The 16678-nt window shown below is 74.4% G+C and carries 15 protein-coding genes; 4 read left to right on the top strand and 11 right to left on the bottom strand.

Annotated elements, in window-relative coordinates:
- Positions 1 to 6: 6 nt before the first annotated feature.
- The gene (gene ligA / locus ACQ452_RS06560; RefSeq protein ID WP_433391007.1) at positions 7 to 2142 is read right to left on the bottom strand and encodes an NAD-dependent DNA ligase LigA; all 2136 of its coding nucleotides are present in this window, start codon (positions 2140 to 2142) and stop codon (positions 7 to 9) included.
- A 197-nt stretch (positions 2143 to 2339) separates the two neighbouring features.
- Here ligA and ACQ452_RS06555 point away from each other — a divergent pair, with 197 nt between their 5' ends.
- Entirely contained in the window at positions 2340 to 2870 is a 531-nt protein-coding gene (locus ACQ452_RS06555) for a type II toxin-antitoxin system PemK/MazF family toxin (RefSeq protein ID WP_433391004.1), read from the top strand.
- A gap of 103 nt (positions 2871 to 2973) precedes the next feature.
- Here the strand turns inward: ACQ452_RS06555 and ACQ452_RS06550 are convergent, their stop codons facing one another.
- The 4 genes from ACQ452_RS06550 to mnmA form a co-directional block, all read right to left on the bottom strand.
- Complete coding sequence (locus tag ACQ452_RS06550) at positions 2974 to 3984, bottom strand: ADP-ribosylglycohydrolase family protein (protein ID WP_433391001.1); 1011 nt, start codon at positions 3982 to 3984, stop codon at positions 2974 to 2976.
- Between the two features lie 141 nt (positions 3985 to 4125).
- Positions 4126 to 4485 (bottom strand): VOC family protein, encoded by a 360-nt coding sequence (locus tag ACQ452_RS06545; protein WP_433390999.1) that lies wholly within the window; start codon positions 4483 to 4485, stop codon positions 4126 to 4128.
- 36 nt (positions 4486 to 4521) lie between these two features.
- Complete coding sequence (locus ACQ452_RS06540; RefSeq protein WP_433390997.1) at positions 4522 to 5526, bottom strand: methionine synthase; 1005 nt, start codon at positions 5524 to 5526, stop codon at positions 4522 to 4524.
- 72 nt (positions 5527 to 5598) lie between these two features.
- Positions 5599 to 6672 (bottom strand): tRNA 2-thiouridine(34) synthase MnmA, encoded by a 1074-nt coding sequence (gene mnmA / locus ACQ452_RS06535; protein ID WP_433390994.1) that lies wholly within the window; start codon positions 6670 to 6672, stop codon positions 5599 to 5601.
- 309 nt (positions 6673 to 6981) lie between these two features.
- Between mnmA and ACQ452_RS06530 the strand changes: the two genes are divergently transcribed.
- Positions 6982 to 7296 carry a polymorphic toxin type 44 domain-containing protein gene (locus ACQ452_RS06530; RefSeq protein WP_433390991.1) on the top strand — a complete coding sequence of 105 codons (315 nt, stop codon included), beginning with the start codon at positions 6982 to 6984 and terminating at the stop codon, positions 7294 to 7296.
- 88 nt (positions 7297 to 7384) lie between these two features.
- Here the strand turns inward: ACQ452_RS06530 and ACQ452_RS06525 are convergent, their stop codons facing one another.
- The 3 genes from ACQ452_RS06525 to ACQ452_RS06515 all read right to left on the bottom strand — a co-directional run bounded on the left by ACQ452_RS06525 (position 7385) and on the right by ACQ452_RS06515 (position 10163).
- Positions 7385 to 8560: a cysteine desulfurase family protein gene (locus ACQ452_RS06525; protein ID WP_433390989.1), complete on the bottom strand. Its 1176-nt coding sequence runs from the start codon at positions 8558 to 8560 to the stop codon at positions 7385 to 7387.
- A 110-nt stretch (positions 8561 to 8670) separates the two neighbouring features.
- On the bottom strand, positions 8671 to 9336 hold the full coding sequence (locus ACQ452_RS06520) for a class F sortase (RefSeq protein ID WP_433390986.1): 666 nt from the start codon (positions 9334 to 9336) through the stop codon (positions 8671 to 8673).
- Complete coding sequence (locus tag ACQ452_RS06515) at positions 9333 to 10163, bottom strand: DUF4397 domain-containing protein (RefSeq protein ID WP_433390983.1); 831 nt, start codon at positions 10161 to 10163, stop codon at positions 9333 to 9335. Before ACQ452_RS06515 ends, ACQ452_RS06520 begins: the two co-directional genes overlap by 4 nt.
- A 231-nt stretch (positions 10164 to 10394) precedes the next feature.
- Between ACQ452_RS06515 and ACQ452_RS06510 the strand changes: the two genes are divergently transcribed.
- On the top strand, positions 10395 to 10997 hold the full coding sequence (locus tag ACQ452_RS06510; protein WP_433390981.1) for an RNA polymerase sigma factor: 603 nt from the start codon (positions 10395 to 10397) through the stop codon (positions 10995 to 10997).
- The gene (locus tag ACQ452_RS06505; protein WP_433390979.1) at positions 10951 to 11850 is read left to right on the top strand and encodes an anti-sigma factor; all 900 of its coding nucleotides are present in this window, start codon (positions 10951 to 10953) and stop codon (positions 11848 to 11850) included. Before ACQ452_RS06510 ends, ACQ452_RS06505 begins: the two co-directional genes overlap by 47 nt.
- A 62-nt stretch (positions 11851 to 11912) precedes the next feature.
- On the opposite strand, the gene ACQ452_RS06500 is transcribed toward ACQ452_RS06505, so the two are convergent.
- From ACQ452_RS06500 to ACQ452_RS06490, 3 genes are all read right to left on the bottom strand, one after another.
- Positions 11913 to 14615, bottom strand: coding sequence for an HAD-IC family P-type ATPase (locus ACQ452_RS06500; RefSeq protein WP_433390976.1), 2703 nt, complete (start codon positions 14613 to 14615; stop codon positions 11913 to 11915).
- A 170-nt stretch (positions 14616 to 14785) separates the two neighbouring features.
- On the bottom strand, positions 14786 to 15745 hold the full coding sequence (locus ACQ452_RS06495) for an electron transfer flavoprotein subunit alpha/FixB family protein (RefSeq protein ID WP_433390973.1): 960 nt from the start codon (positions 15743 to 15745) through the stop codon (positions 14786 to 14788).
- 11 nt (positions 15746 to 15756) lie between these two features.
- Entirely contained in the window at positions 15757 to 16536 is a 780-nt protein-coding gene (locus ACQ452_RS06490) for an electron transfer flavoprotein subunit beta/FixA family protein (protein WP_433390970.1), read from the bottom strand.
- Between the last annotated feature and the right edge of the window lie 142 nt (positions 16537 to 16678).

Genomic DNA, 16678 nt, shown 5'->3' with positions numbered 1-16678 from the left:
GGGCGGTCACTGCTCGGTGCGGGCGGCGGCCCGGGCCGCGTCCGGGCCCGCGTCGAGCAGCACCTGGAAGCCCGCCTCGTCCAGGATCGGCAGCTTGAGGCCCGCCGCCTTGTCTGCCTTCGAACCCGGATTCTCGCCCACCACGACGAAGGAGGTCTTCTTCGAGACCGACCCGCTCACCTTGCCGCCCCGGCTCTGGATCGCCTCGGACGCCTCGTCGCGGCTGAACCCGGCCAGCGTGCCCGTCACCACGACGGTGAGCCCCTCCAGCGGGCGGGGGCCCTCGTCGCCCGCCTCCTCCGCCATCCGTACGCCGGCCTCGCGCCACTTGCGGACCACCTCGCGGTGCCAGTCGACGGCGAACCACTCCCGGATGCTCGCCGCGATCGTCGGGCCGACCCCGTCGACCGAGGAGAGCTCCTCCTCGCTGGCCCGGTCGATCGCCTCGACGGAGCGGAAGTGCCGGGCGAGCGCCTGCGCGGCGGTGGGCCCGACGTGCCGGATGGAGAGGCCGGCCAGCACCCGCCACAGGTCGCGTTCCCTGGCCACGGCCAGGTTGTCCAGCAGCTTGACGGCGTTGCTGCCGAGCGTGCCGTCCTTGTTGACGAAGAACGGCGACCGGGCGAGCTGCTTGTCGTCCAACGAGAACAGGTCGCCCTCGTCGGTGATGATCTCGGCGTCGAGCAGTGCCGCCGCGCCCTTGTGGCCGAGCGCCTCAATGTCGAACACCTTGCGCCCGGCGAGGTGGAAGACCCGCTCGCGCAACTGCCCGGGGCAGGTGCGGGAGTTGGGGCAGCGGATGTCGACGTCCGCCTCCTTCGCCGGCGCGAGCGGTGTGCCGCAGGCCGGGCAGGTGGTGGGCATGACGAACGGACGGGCGTCGGCGGGACGCAGGTCGACCACCGGGCCGAGCACCTCGGGGATCACGTCGCCGGCCTTGCGCAGCACCACCGTGTCGCCGATCAGGACGCCCTTGCGTTCGACCTCCCGCGCGTTGTGCAGGGTGGCGTACGCGACCGTGGAGCCGGCCACCTTGACCGGCTGGAGCACCGCCCGCGGGGTGACCCGCCCGGTGCGCCCGACCTCGACGTCGATGTCGAGCAGCTTGGTGGTGACCTCCTCCGGCGGGTATTTGAAGGCGATCGCCCAGCGCGGCGCCCGGCTGGTCGAGCCGAGCCGGCCCTGGATGGAGACCGGGTCGACCTTGACCACCACGCCGTCGATCTCGTGCTCGACGTCGTGGCGGTGCGCGGCGTAGTGGGCGATGTATTCCGCCACACCGGCCAGGTCGGGCACGACCCGCCAGCGGTCGCTGGTCGGCAACCCCCACGCCCTCAGCGCGGCGTAGGACTCGGACTGCGCCGCCGGCCGGAAGCCACGGCGGGCGCCGACGCCGTGCACCACCAGCCGCAGCGGGCGGGAGGCGGTGATCCGCGGGTCCTTCTGGCGCAGGCTGCCGGCGGCGGCGTTGCGCGGGTTGGCGAACGGCGCCCTGCCCTGCTCCACCAGGCCGGCGTTGAGGTCGGCGAAGGCGGCCACCGGGAAGTAGATCTCGCCACGGACCTCGACGAACTCCGGCACGTCGCCGAACTCGGCCGACGCGGTGAGCTGGCCCGGCACGTCGCGGATGCTGCGCACGTTGGCCGTGACGTCCTCGCCCGTGCGACCGTCGCCGCGGGTCGCCGCCCGGACCAGCCGCCCCCGCTCGTAGGTGAGGTTGATGGCGAGCCCGTCGACCTTCAGCTCGCAGAGGTAGGGCACCGGCCCGCCCGCGTCGCGCTCGACGCGCTCGGCCCACGCCGCCAGCTCCTCGTCGGCGAAGGCGTTGTCGAGGGAGAGCATCCGCTCGGCGTGCGCGACCGGGGTGAAGTCGGTGGAGAAGGTGCCGCCGACCCGCTGGGTCGGCGACTGCGGGGTCCGCAGCGCCGGGAACCGCTCCTCCAGCGCCGCCAGCTCCCGCAATTGCCGGTCGAAGTCGGCGTCGGGGATGGTCGGCGCGTCCAGCACGTAGTAGCGGTACTGGTGTTCCGTCAGCTCCTGGCTGAGCGTGGCGTGCCGCTCCCGGGCGTCGGGGGTCGGCTCGGCGCCGGCCGCCGCCTCCTGTGCCGGCGTGACCTGCTGAGAAAGGGCTTCCTCGGACACCGTGCAACCTCCCGTTGTTCCGCTACCCCGGCACCGTATCGGGCCGGTGGGACAATCCGCCGGCCGCCCGCCGTGCCCGAGCGGCGACCCGGCCGCCACCGTGCGAGGATCGCCGGGCGGCGGGACCGTGCGGGCAGGCCCGCCGGGCGGCGCACCCGCGGCGTCCGCGCCGCGGCACCGACGAGGCGGGGGTACACATGCCGGACTGGCTGCTCTGGGCGGCGGCGATCGTGCTGGCCGTGGCGGCCGGCTGGGCGTGGCACGACCGGCGCGGCAGCGACCGGCGCGCCGCCGACCGGCCGCCGCGGCGTCCGGGTGCCCGGCCGGGCCGGCGGACGCCACCGGGCGGGCCCGGCCGGTCCGCCACGCCGCCCCGACCGCGCACCGCCGAAGGGTCCCCCGCCAGGACGCCACGGCCCGGCGAGATCTGGTGGGCCGACGTCCCGTACGCCGAGGGCACCGGCTCGAAGGTGCGGCCCTGCCTGGTGCTACGCGCCGACGACGGGGGCGCCGACGTCCTGAAGATCACCAGCCAGGACAAGAGCGCCCGGGACGACCACGTGCGCATCCCGACCCGGGAGTGGGACCCCGACGCCGACCACGACAGCTTCGTCGACCTGGCCGAGCCGGCACACGTCCCGCTGGCCGGCTTCGCCCGCCACGCCGGCGCGTGCGACGCCGCCCTGTGGCAGCGCATCCGCCGCCTGCCCCACCTGCCCGGCGCCTGACCCGCCGCCCCCGGCCCGACCGACCCGCCGCGCCCGACCCGCCGCGCCACCGCGCCCGGCGCCGCCGACCCGCCCCGCCGACCGGCCCTGCCGACCGCCGGGTTCAGGCGGGTCGGTCCCAGGCGTGGGCGAGGGTGCTGAGCTGGTCGGCGTACTCGATGCGGGTCGCCCACCCGGCGGGCCACGCCGCCATGCCGCTCGCGGCGCCCACGAAAGCGCCGGCGAGCGCGGCGATCGAGTCGGAGTCGCCGGCGGTGGTGGCGCCCCGGGCCAGCGCGGCCACCGGGTCGTCGGCGTGCCGGATCGCGCAGAACAGGGCGGTCGCCAGCGCCTCCTCGGCGACCCACCCCTCGCCGGTGTGCCGGCACGGGTCGCCGCCGTCGTCCGGGCCGGCGAGCGCGGCGTCGAGGCGGCCGAGGACCGCGAGGCACTCGTCCCAGCCCCGGGCGATGAAGTCCGCCGGCGTGTCCACGCCGGGGCGCTGCCAGAGGTCGCCGAGCCAGTCGGCGCGGTAGACCCGCCGCTGGTCGCGGGCCCGGTCGGCGAGCAGCCGGGGCAGTTGCGCCAGCGCCGCGCCGTCGCGCAGCAGCCGCACCGCGTACGCGGTCAGCTCGCTGGCCGCCAGACCCGTCGGGTGACCGTGGGTCAGCCCCGCCTGGAGCTGGGCCAGCCCGGCGAGGGTGTCCAGATCGATCTCGAGCAGGCCGACCGGCGTGACCCGCATGTTGGCCCCGCAGCCCTTCGAGCCGGCGACCGACGCCTCCTGCCAGCGCACCCCGCGCCCGAGTTCACCGCAGGCGCGCAGGCAGGTCATGCCCGGTGCCCGGTTGTTCTCCGGGCTGTTCGCCCAGGCGAGGAAGCGGCCCCGCAGCAGCGGCTCGACGGCCTCCGGGGTCAGCGCCGGCGCGTCGTGCAGCGCCCAGCCGACGGCCAGCGCCATCTGCGTGTCGTCGGTCACCAACGCCGGATCCCCGGCCAGGTCGCGCGGGCCGGTGGGCCCGTAGCGGCGGACGATCTCGGCGACGGTCAGGAACTCGGTCGGCTTGCCCAGCGCGTCGCCGTAGGCGAGGCCGAAGAGGGAGCCGGCGGCCCGCCGGAACGAGGTGTCGATCATTCCCGCGATCATGCCGCCCGCACGCAACCCGCACCACCCGGCGGCTGACGCCCCCCCGCGTGAGCGGCAGGAACGCGCACGTACCGGCGGCGGTGCCCCCCGCCGGCCGGGCCCGTCGCCGTCCCGGCTACCGGTCGGGCGTCAGTCCGTGAAGACCAGGCAGAACGGGTGACCGGCCGGGTCGGCGTAGACCCGGAAGTCGTCGCCCTCGCCGGGCAGCCGCCGGGCACCGAGCTCCAGCACCCGCTGCTCGGCCGCGTCCACGTCCGCCACCTGCACGTCGAGGTGGAACTGCTGGGGGCGCTCCGGGGCGGGCCAGGTCGGCGGGCGCAGGTCGGGAGCCTTCTGGAAGGCCAGCCGGTGCCCGGAGCCGGCGAGCACCACCCAGTCGTCGTCGCTGGCGTCGGCGTCGACGGGCAGGCCCAGCAGCTCCGAGTAGAAGGCGGCCAGGGCCCGGGGGTCGGGACAGTCGATGACCACACTGCGTAGTTGTCCGATCATGCCGGCCATCTTGCCCCGCCGCCACGACGGGAAACCTCAGTCCTCGGCGAGCCGCCGTCCCGCGTCCCGGCAGGCGGCGAGCACCGCGCGCGCGTACGACCCGGTGGCGTTGGCGAGGCCGCAGGCCGGGGTCACCACGACCTGCTCGGCGAGCTGGCGGCGGGGAAACCCGAGGCGGTCCCAGAGCTGGCGTACCCGGTCGGCGACCTCGGCCGAGCTCGGCGCGCGACCGGCGGCCGACGGCCCGGTGGGCGCGGCGCCGGCCAGCAGCCCCAGGCCGGCGTCGATCGCCTCGCCCAGCGGGTCCAGGTCGGTGACCAGGTCGAGGTCGAGGGCCACCCCGACGACACCTGTCGAACGGACCAGCTCCAACGGCACGTCCGGCGCGCAGCAGTGCAGCACGGTCGGCACCCCGGCGGCCTCGACGACGCTGCGCAGCAGCGCCGCGGCGACGCCCTGCTCCATGGCCCGGTACGCGCCGAACCCGCTCTCGGTGGGCACCCGCCCGGCGAGCACCGTCGACAGCGACGGCTCGTCGAGCTGGAGCAGCACGCTGGCGCGCGGCAGGCGGCGGGCGACCGCCGCGACGTGGGTGCGCAGTCCCTCGGCGAGCGACCCGGTGAGGTCACGGACCGCGCCGGGGTCGCGCAGCATCCGGCCGCCGATCGGCAGCTCCAGGGACGCGGCCAGGGTCAACGGCCCACCGGCCTGGATCTTGACCGGGCCCGCGTACTCCTCGGCCTGCTCGGCGAGCTGGTCGAGATCGCGTTCCATCAGGTCGCGGGCGCGGCGCAGGTCCCGCCCCGGCCGGGACGCGATCCGCCAGCGGGCCGCGTAGAGCTCCACCGGCAGCTCGAGCAGCAGGCCGGCGGTCCGGCCGATCAGATCGGCGCCGGGGCCCCGGGCCGGCAGCTCCGGCAGGTGGGGCAGCGCGGGCAGCTCACCGAGAACGATCCGCTGCGCCTCGTCGATGTCGGTGCCGGGAAGCGAACCGATGCCGGTCGCCGCGCCGGCTGGCCAGGGCCACGCCTGCTCTGTCACGGCCGAAGACTATCCGGTACGCGGCCCGCCAGCTCCCGACGCCGCCCCCTCGTCGCGGGCGGCCCGGCGCGGTCAGCCGGTGATGGTGGCGGAGCCGAGCACGACGTCGCCGGCCGGGTCCGGCCGGTACGCCACGATCGCCTGGCCGGCGGCGACCCCGCGCACGGGGCGGCGCAGCTCGGCGCGCAGGCCGTCGGCGCCCAGCTCGACCGTCGCCGGCACCACGTCACCGTGCGCCCGCAACTGCACCTCGCACTCGATCGGCGCGGCCGGGCGCGACCCACCCGTCCACACCGGGCGCTCGGCGCGCACCCGGGACACCTCCAGCGCCTCGGCCGGGCCGACCGTCACGGTGTTGGTCTTCGGCGTGATGGAGAGCACGTAGCGGGGCCGGCCGTCCGGCGCCGAGCGGTCCAGGTGCAGACCGCGCCGCTGCCCGACCGTGTACGCGTACGCGCCGGTGTGGCTGCCCACCACGGCGCCCGTGGCGGCGTCCACCACGGCGCCGGGGGCCTCGCCCAGCCGTGCCGTGAGGAAGCCGCGGGTGTCGCCGTCGGCGATGAAGCAGATGTCGTGCGAGTCGGGCTTGTCGGCCACCGCCAGGCCCAGCCGGGCGGCCTCCTCGCGGACCTGCGCCTTGGTGGAGCCGCCGAGCGGGAAGACGGACCGGTCGAGCTGTTCGCGGGTGAGCACGGCCAGCACGTACGACTGGTCCTTGGGCAGGTCGACGCTGCGGCGCAGCAGACCGTCCGCGCCGAGCCGGGCGTGGTGGCCGGTGACCACGGCGTCGAAGCCCAGGGCCACGGCCCGGTCCAGCACCGCGGCGAACTTGATCTTCTCGTTGCAGCGCAGGCACGGGTTCGGCGTGCGGCCGGCCGCGTACTCGGCGACGAAGTCGTCCACCACGTCGGCGTGGAAACGCTCGGCCATGTCCCACACGTAGAACGGAATGCCGAGCACGTCGGCGGCCCGGCGGGCGTCCCGGGAGTCCTCCAGCGTGCAGCAGCCGCGCGCACCCGTCCGGTACGTCTGCGGGTTGCGGGCCAGCGCCAGGTGCACGCCTGTCACGTCGTGCCCCGCCGCCACGGCGCGCGCCGCCGCGACCGCCGAGTCGACCCCGCCGGACATCGCCGCCAACACCCTCACCGGCTGTCTCCCTTCACCACACCGAGCCTATCCCCGGCCCCGGCCCCGCCCTCGGCCCCGCCCCCGGCCCGGCCCCGGCCCACCCGGCACGGCACGGCACGAATTGTGCAGATCCACCACGGGATGAAGGTGCGAGATATCCGACTATCGCTAAAGCGGCGGCGAGATCACGATACGGGCCACGCGGCGCCGGGGCTTCGGTCAGCTCGCAATAGCCGGTGGGACGCATCTATTCGAACTGGTCATCACGGTGTTACCAGCCCGGGCAAGGGCTACGACACGGCGGACGGCCTCGCCTACCGGCACCGGGTGACCGGCACCTCCTACGAGATCTACTACGACATCTGGTCCAACATCCACTACGGATACGTCGGACGGGCAGCCGGCTTCTCCGAGTTCCAACTGCAAGCCGGGGCATGGCCTGTTGGCACCACCGACCCCGGTGACGAGCGTTCCATCTGGTGGGGTTCCCGGCTCTGGTCCAGTCACGGACTGGGCCTGAGCCGGGCCCACCTGAATGCGATCGTCCGCGCCAATCTGGCGGAGTACCGCGGCGACGGCAAGGCGATCACGTACACGGCGCGGTACGTGCCGAACAGCTGGATCGCCAGCTTCCCAGGGTGAGCTGAGGCACACGTCAGGGCACCCCGCCGGGCGGGGTGCCCTGACACCGTTTCCGGCTACCGTCACCCGTCATCGGCGGGGGCGGCGGTCAGCGGGGGGTACGCAGCGCGGCGGCGCGGCGGGCGCGCTCGACGGCACCCGGCAGGGCGGCGATGAGGGCGTCGACGTCGGCGGGGGTGCTCGTGTGGCCGAGGGTGAAGCGCAGCGAGGAGCGGGCCCGGTCGTCGTCGGCGCCCATGGCGAGCAGCACGTGTGAGGGCTGGGCCACCCCGGCGGAGCAGGCGGAGCCGGTCGAGCAGGCGATGCCCTGGGCGTCCAGCAGGAGCAGCAGGGCGTCGCCCTCGCAGCCGGGGAAGGAGAAGTGCGCGTTGCCCGGCAGCCGGTCGGTCGGGTCGCCGTTGTAGACGACCTCGGGCACCGCCTGCCGGACCCGCTCGACGAGGTCGTCGCGGAGCGCGGCGACGCGGGCCGCGTATTCCTGCTGGCCCTTGACCGCGGCCTCCACGGCGACCGCGAAGGCGACGACGCCGGCGGTGTCGAGGGTGCCGGAGCGCACGTCGCGTTCCTGGCCGCCGCCGTGCAGCAGCGGGGTGGCCGGCACGTCGCGGGCGAGCAGCAGGGCACCCACCCCCGTCGGGCCGCCGAGCTTGTGCCCGGTGACGGTCAGCGCGGCGACCCCACCCACGGAGAAGTCGACAGGCACCTGCCCGACCGCCTGGATCGCATCGGTGTGGAACGGCACCCCGTGCTCGGCGGCGACCGCGGCCAGCTCGGCGACGGGCTGCACCGTGCCAACCTCGTTGTTGGCCCACATCGCGGTCACCACCGCGACCCGGTCGCCGTGTGCGGCCAGTTCGGCGCGCAGTTCGTCGGGGCTGAGCCGGCCGGCCGCGTCGACGCGCAGCCAGCCGACGCCGGCGCCCTCGTGCTCGGCCAGCCAGTCCACCACGTCGAGCACCGCGTGGTGCTCGACGGCGCTGGAGACGACCCGGTCCCGTCGGGGGTCGACGGAGCGGCGGGCCCAGAAGATGCCCTTCACCGCGAGGTTGTCGCTCTCGGTCCCGCCGCCGGTGAAGACGACCTCGGAGGGCCGGGCGCCCAGCGCGGCGGCCACCCGTTCCCGCGACTCCTCCACCCACCGCCGGGCACGGCGGCCCGGCGCGTGCAGTGAAGACGCGTTGCCGACCTCGCGGGCGGTGGCGACGTACGCCTCCAGTGCCTCGTCGAGCATCGGAGTGGTCGCCGCGTGATCCAGGTAAGCCATCACCGTTCAGCCTACGGCCGGTTCGTCGCGGGCCGGATGCCGGAGGGCCCCGCGCGCCGCCCGCCCGGGGCCGCGGGTTCCGCGGTCCCGGGCGGGCCGGCTCCGTCCGCTCAGGCGGGCACCGCCGTGACCACGATGTTGTCGCGGTACTTGCGGGCCTTCGCGTCGAACGGTCCGCCGCAGGTGATCAGGGTGAGCCGCGGCTTGCCGTCCCGGGCGAAGTACCGGTCCAGCGGGATCCTGGTCTTGTCGTACTCCTCCCGGGCGACGACCCGGTACCGCCGGGCCTTGCCGTCGCTGCCGGTCGCGGTGAGGGTGTCGCCCCGGTCCAGCTCGCGCAGCCGGTAGAAGGCGCCCTCGCCCTGCTTGGCGCTGTCCACGTGGCCCGCGACGACCACCGAGCCGGCGTCCGTCTCCAGGCCCGGCCCGTACCGGTACCAGCCGATCTGGTCGACGCTGGGCGGCACCTCGAACTCGTTGGTCCGCCTGTTGATGCCGACCGCGTTCACCGTGGCGGTGACGTCGATCGTCGGGATCTCCAGCCGTACCGGCGGGACGGTCTTCGTACCGGCCGGCAGGTCCCCCGCGGTGACCGGGACCGAGGCGGCGTCGCCGGTGGTGACCGACGGGGCCGGTGTGGCGCTGGCCAGGGCCGTCGCCTCGTCGGCGCCGACGTCCTCGGCCGGCTGGGAGCCGCATGCCACAAGCGTGGCGACGGTGAGCGCGGCAACGCCGGCGGCCATGGCCACCAGCGCGCCGCGGTTGCGCACCGTCACTTGCGGCCGGTCCGCGCGGAGGCCATCCGCACCCCGCCGCCGAGCAGCAGCAGGACGCCGGCGCCGGTGAGCGCGTACCACCAGGTGGCCACGCCGGTGCCGGCCTGGCCGCCGTCACCGCTCGGCACGCCACCCGGGGCCGAGTGCAGGCCGGTGATGGTCTGCGCCACGACGCCGAGGTTCTTCGCCTCGGCCGAGCCGATGGCGTAGACGATCGTCGCGGTGCCCTCCTTCAGGTTGAGGTCCGCCGGCCCGATGGCCACGGTGTCGGTGCCGGCGAGCACCACGTCCGCCTTCACGGCGCCCGCGTCGACGTCGCCCTTGGCCTCGTTCGGGTTGGTCAGGTCCTCGAAGACCGGGGTCCCGCCGGCGCGCACGTCCACCGCGGGGGCAGCCGCGGTGTGCCGGACGATCAGCCGGGCCTTGCCGGCGTCGACCTTGCTGGTGTCGTTGACGAACGGCGTGATCTTCGGCTTGCCGGCCGCGTCGAGGTGGGCGGCGATGCTGATGTTCGCCCCGCCCGGCACCGCGGCGTTGTCGGCCTTGAGGATCGCCTGGCCGATCGGCTCGCCGGGCTTGGTGAGCGCGATGTCGTACTCACCCTCCTCCAGGTTCAGCGGACCGGCCACGTCTCCGGGCTTGAAGTTGTCGAGCGTCTTCTCGCCGTTGACGTACACGTCGACCGGGGTGTCCGGGATGCCGTGCACGACGGAGACCTTGGACGAGGCGGCGTACGCCGGGGTGGCGGTGAGGGCGCCGACGCCGGCGAACGTCAGCGCGGCGACCGCGCCGCCCGCCGCGACCCGACGGAAGTACGAGAGCTGCATGTCTGCCTCCTGGCATTTTGCGGTGGTTCGTCAGGCCTGGTGTGCAAAACGAGTTACGCCCGGTCCACCGCCGCCGGATGCGGCCGGCGGTGATTTCTTTTCCCCGGCCGGATCCGCATCCGCGCACCGCCTGTGGAGCGAAGAGACTGCCGAGACCAGACCGACCGGAAAGGTGGGGTGATGGCCGTGGGAGTTACAGTCGGGCATGCCCCCTGGAAGGCGAGCCGCCCTGTGACAGCGGCACGGCAGAAGCCGGACCCACCCGACGACGACCTCGCCGCCCGCTTCCGCGCCGGCGACGAGCTCGCGTTGCGGCAGGCCTACGACCGGTACGGCCGGGCGGTGCTGCACCTGGCCACCAGCACCCTGGCCAACCGCAGCGACGCGGAGGACGCGACCCAGACCACCTTCGTCGCCGCCTGGCTGGCGCGGGAGACCTTCGACCCGGCCAGGGGCTCGCTGGTCGGCTGGCTGCTCGGCATCGCCCGACGCAAGGTGATCGACCGGCTGCGGGCCTCCGCCCGGGAGACCCGGGTCGTCGAGACCGTGCGGCAGCTCCCGGAGCCGGCGCGCACCGGCCCCGACCCGGACACGGTCGTCGACCGGTTGGTGGTCGCGGACGAGCTGGCCCGGCTGCCCGACGAACAGCGGCGCATGCTGGAGTTGGCGTTCTTCGACGACCTGACCCACCAGCAGATAGCGACGGCGACCGGGGTGCCGCTCGGCACGGTCAAGAGCCACATCCGGCGCGGCATGGCGAGCTTGAAACGCAGATGGGAGGTGGACGGTGCCACACCTGGACCACGACCGGCTGGTCTTCCTGGCGCTCGGTGAGACCGAGGCGGAGGCCGGGGAGAGCACCCACCTCGACGCCTGCGCGCACTGCCGGGCCGAGTGGGACACCCTCCAGCACGTCGCCGGCCTCGGCGCCGGCACCCAGGGGCTGCACGACCTGCCCGACCCGCCGGAGCGCGTCTGGCAGGGCATCCTCGCCGAGATCCGGACGGCGCAGACCCTCCCGGCGCTGCCGGGGCCGCGCGACGAGCGGCCCCCCGCCGGACGCCACGCCGACGCACGCGACGGCGGGCACCAGACTGCCGAGCGGGACGACCCCGCACGCGACGACGGCGGGCGCCACGCCGACCGCCGCCGCGCTGGCAGGCGCCACCTCGGCGGGCGGGACGACGACGCCGGGGGCACCGGCGGGGTGGTCCTCGCACCGCGGCGGCGCGGGCGCTGGTCGCGCTGGGCGGCGACCGCCACCAGCGCGGCGGCGGCCGCCCTGGTCGGCGTCGTGGGCACCCTCGCGGTGCTCGACGCGACCGAGCCGGGGCCGGACCCGGCCCCGCCACAGCGGGCCGTCCTGGCCAGCGCGCCGCTGAAGGCGTACGGCGCGACGCCACCGGACGCCAAGGGCGAGGCCCGGGTCTTCGACGACAAGCGGCTGCACCTGCACGCGGCGAATCTCCCGGACGTCCCTGGGTACTACGAGGTCTGGCTCATCAACCCGTCGAGCATGAAGATGTTCTCGATCGGTGTGCTCGGCGACCCGACGGACGAGTTCCTGCCGTTGCCGCCGAACGTCGACCTCGGGACGTACTCGGTCGTCGACATCTCCGCCGAGGCGTACGACAACAACACCGCCCATTCCGGCAAGAGCCTGCTGAGGGGCACCCTGACGGGCTGATCGGCGGGCCGGCTCAGCTCCCCGGCCCGCCGGTCAGCTCCCCGGCCGCTTCGTCCGCCCGCTCAGCCGAGCCGGCGGCCGAAGCGGCCGAACCGCTTGTCGAGCGCGACGATGGCGGAGACCACGACGGCGATGCCGAGAATCCGCAGCCACGACTGCCCCCCGATGGGCGCCGTGCGGAACAGGTCGTTCATCACCGGCACGTAGGTCAGGGCGAGCTGGCCGAGGGCCTGCACCAGCACCCCGCCGATCAGCCACCGGTTGCTGAACAGGCCCAGCCGCCACGGTGAGCGGGTCAGGGAGCGGCAGCTGAACAGGTAGAACGCCATCACCGTGACGAAGAGGTTCACCGCCGCTGTCCGCGCCTGGGCCAGTTCGGCCCCGCCGGAGAGTTCCCACTCGAACAGCCACCAGGCGCCCACCACCAGCAGCGCGGAGACCAGCAGGACCCGGACCACCAGCGCGACGGTCAGCAGGGGCTGACCGGGGTCGCGGGGCGGCCGGTCCATGATGCCGGGCTCCCTCGGCTCGAAGGCCAGCGTCAGGCCGAGGAACACGGCGGTGGTCATGTTGATCCAGAGAATCTGGCTGGGCAGGATCGGCAGCGCCGAGCCGAGCACGATCGCGACGAGGATGACCAGCCCCTCCGCCGCGTTGGTGGGCAGCGTCCAGGTGATGAACTTGGTCAGGTTGGCGAAGACGCCGCGCCCCTCCGCGACGGCCTTCTCGATGGTGGCGAAGTCGTCGTCGGTGAGTACGACGTCGGCGGCCTCCTTCGCCACCTCGGTGCCGCTGCGGCCCATGGCCACCCCGATGTTGGCCTGGCGCAGCGCCGGGGCGTCGTTGACCCCGTCACCGGTCATCGCCACCACCTGGCCGTCGGCCTGCAACGCCTCCACCAGCCGCAGCTTCTGCTCGGGCGAGACCCGGGCGAACACCGACGCCCGCCGTACCGCCGCGGGCAGTTCCCCGGCCGGCAGCACCGCGAGGTCGGTGCCGGTCAGCACGTCGCCCGGACCGGGTTCGGCGCGCAGCAGCCCGAGGCGACGCGCGATGGCGCTGGCGGTGGCCAGGTGGTCGCCGGTGATCATCTTGACCTCGATCCCCGCCTTGTGGCAGGACCGGACGGCCGCCGCGGCGGCGGCCCGGGGCGGGTCGAGCATCGCGTGCAGCCCGGTGAAGACCAGGTCGCCGGCCAGCTCGTCCTCCGCGAGCGCGTCCGTCGGGCCGACCGGACGCATCGCCGTCGCGAGGACCCGCAGCCCCTCGGCGGCCAGCTCGTGGGCCGCGGCCAGCACGGCCGGCGCGTCGAGCGGCCCCGTCGAGCCGTCGGGGCGCAGCGCCGAGCCGGACCACTCGACCACCCGCTCCACCGCCCCCTTGACCAGCACCACCCGGCCGCCGGGCGAGTCGTGCAGGGTCGCCATGAACTGCCGCTCGGAGGTGAACGGGATGGCGGCCACCCGGGGTAGCTCCGCGGCGACGTCCGACGCGGGCAGTCCCGCCTTGGCGCCCGCCACCAGCATCGCCCCCTCGGTGGGGTCGCCCAGGACGACCCAGCGGCCGTCCTGCTCGTCCAGCCGGGCGTCGTTGCACGCCACGCCGGCCAGCAACGACCAGCGCAGCGCGCCCTCGCCGGTCGGGGCCGCGCCACCCCCGGCGGCCCGGATCTCGCCGGTCGGGGCGTAACCGGCACCGCTGACCTCGTAGCGGCCCTGCGGCGTCCAGAGCACCTGGACCGTCATCTGGTTCTCGGTGAGGGTGCCGGTCTTGTCGGTGCAGATCACCGTGGTGCTGCCAAGCGTCTCCACCGCCGGCAGCCGCCGGATCACCGCCCGACGGCGGGCCATCCGGGACACGCCGATCGCCAGGGTGATCGTCACGGCGGCGGGCAGCCCCTCCGGGATCGCGCCCACGGCCAGCGCCACGGCGGCGGTGAACGTCTCACCGGCGTTCTGCCCCCGCGCCACGCCGATGGCGAAGGTGACCGCCGCGAGCAGCAGGATCGCCACGGTCAGCAGCCGGCTGAAGCGGGCGAGCTTCACCGTCAGCGGCGTGTCGAGCACCTGCGCGCCGCCGACCAGGCGGTGGATCCGGCCCAGTTCCGTCTCCGCGCCGGTGGCCACGGCCACCCCGACCGCCGTGCCGCCGGTGAGCAGGGTCCCGGAGTAGAGCAGGTTGCGGCGGTCGGCCACCGGCGTGTCGACCGGCACGACAAGCTCGTCCTTGCGTACGGGCAGCGACTCCCCGGTCAGCGCCGACTCGTCGGCCCGCAGCTCGGCGGCGCTGACCAGCCGCAGGTCGGCGGGGACCTTCTCGCCCGCCTCCACCAGCACCACGTCCCCGGGGACCACGACGTCCGACGACACCTGGCGCTGCCGGCCGGCCCGCAGCACCCGTGCCTGCGTACGCACCATCGCGCGCAGCGCGTCGAGGGCCGCCTCGGCCCGGGACTCCTGGAGGAAGCCGACGACGGCGTTGACGAGCACCACCCCGAAGATCACCGCCGAGTCGACGTACTCGGCGAGCAGCAGGGTGACCACGCCGGCGGCGACCAGCACGTAGATCAGCGGGTTGTGGAACTGCCGCAGCAGGCGGCGCAGGCTTCCGCTCCCGGCCGCGCTGGGCAGCACGTTGGGCCCGTGGCGGGCCAGCCGGGCGGTCGCCTCCTCGTCGGTCAGCCCGTGCTCGGTGTCGGTGCCGAGCACCAGCACGACCTCGTGCACGGCGAGCGCGTGGTGATCGCCCTCAGTCTTCTCCGGCATCGGACACTCCTCGTTCCGTACGGGACGGCCGCGCACGACTGCCCGGGGGAGCTTCCTCATCGTCGCAGCCCGGTCCGGGTCCGCGGGCCGTTCCGGCGCGCGACCGGAAATCGGTGAGGGGCCGGTTGCCACGTCGCGGCAGCCGGCCCCTCACCTGAACAGACGTCAGCTCACTTGCGCTTGCGGATCTCGTCCGCCGCCTGCGGAACGATCTTGAACAGGTCGCCGACCACGCCGAAGTCGGCCAGCTCGAAGATCGGCGCCTCGCCGTCCTTGTTGACCGCGACGATGGTCTTCGAGGTCTGCATGCCGGCCCGGTGCTGGATGGCACCGGAGATGCCGAGCGCCACGTAGAGCTGCGGGGAGACAGTCTTGCCGGTCTGGCCCACCTGGAACTGGTGCGGGTAGTAGCCGGAGTCGACGGCCGCGCGGGACGCGCCGACGGCGCCGCCGAGCAGGTCGGCGAGCTCCTCGACCAGCTTGAAGTTGTCGGCGTTGCCGACGCCACGACCGCCGGAGACGACGATACCGGCCTCGGTGAGCTCCGGGCGGGAGCCCTTCTGCTCGGCGACCCGCTCGACGACCCTGGCCAGCTTGTCGGTGTCGGTGACCGCGACGGTGAGCTGCTCGACGGCCGGGCTGGCCGCCGCCGGGGCCGGGTTGACCGAGTTGGGCCGGACGGTGACCAGCGGCAGGCCGCGGGTGACCTTGGACTTGACGATCGCGGAGCCGGCGAAGGCCACCTGGGTGGCGGTGCCGTCGGCGGCCAGGCCGACCACGTCGGTCAGGATGCCGTTGTCCAGCTTGACGGCCAGCCGGGCGGCGATCTCCTTGCCCTCCTGGGACGAGGCCAGCAGCACGGCGGCCGGCTGCACCCGCTTGACCAGTTCTGCCACGACTGTGGCCTTGGGCGCCACCAGATAGCCGTCGATCTCCTCGCTCTCGGCCGCGTAGATCTTCTCCGCGCCGTACTCGCCCAGCTTGCCGCTCAGCGCCTCGGCGGCGCCGGGGCCACCGAGCACGACCGCGCTCGGGGTGCCCAGCTCGCGGGCGAGGGTGAGCATCTCCAGGGTGACCTTCTTGACGCCGAATTCCCGGGTGGCTTCGACGACGACGAGAACCTCAGACATGTCCAGACCTCTCACACGAACTTCTCGGTGGCGAGGAACTCGACCAGCTTGACGCCGCCGTCTCCCTCGTCGGTGATCTTCGCGCCGCCGGAGCGCGGCGGCCGCTTGGTGTGCTCCAGCACGGCGCTGGTCGCGCCCTCGAAGCCCACCTCGGCCGGGGCGACGCCGAGGTCACCCAGGGAGAGCGTCTGCACCGGCTTCTTCTTCGCGGCCATGATGCCCTTGAAGGACGGGTAGCGCGGCTCGTTGATGGTGTCCCAGACGGAGACCACGGCGGGGGTGGTGGCGGTGACCACCTCGTAGCCCTCCTCGGTCTGCCGCTCGACGGTCAGGGTCGCACCGTCGACGGTGAGCTTGCGGGCACCGGTCAGCGCCGCGACGCCCAGCCGCTCGGCGATCATGTGCGGCAGCACCTGCACCCGGCCGTCGGTCGACTCGCTGCCGCAGAGCACCAGGTCGGCGCCCAGCTGACCGAGCGCGGCGGCGAGCACCTTCGAGGTGGCCACGGCGCAGGAACCGTGCAGGGCGTCGTCCACCACGTGCACGGCCTTGTCCGGGCCCATGGAGAGCGCCTTACGGATCGACTCGGCCGCCCGGTCCGGACCCATGGTCAGGACGGTCACCTCGCCGCCGTGCGCCTCCTTGATCTTCAACGCCTCCTCGATGGCGTACTCGTCCATCTCGTTGATGACGTTGTTCGCCGAACCGCGGTCGACGGTGTTGTCGTCAGTGCGCAGGTTGCGGTCCGCGCCCGAATCGGGCACCTGCTTGACGAGTACGACGATGTTCATCGCGCTTCGACGACCCTCCTGTTGGTGTTGCGATCACTCGCCCGGTCTGGGCGCAGCCTGCCGCGTGCCGTGACGTCCGGTCAACCGGGGGCTGGCGTACGGTTGCCCACGGACGCAATGTTACCTGTGGGTAGCATTCGCC

This window comes from Micromonospora sp. KLBMP9576, assembly GCF_050941805.1.
Classification (GTDB): Bacteria; Actinomycetota; Actinomycetes; order Mycobacteriales; family Micromonosporaceae; genus Micromonospora.
The sequence above is the reverse complement of the archived record's forward strand: the minus strand, read 5'-3'. Positions and strand labels throughout refer to the sequence as shown.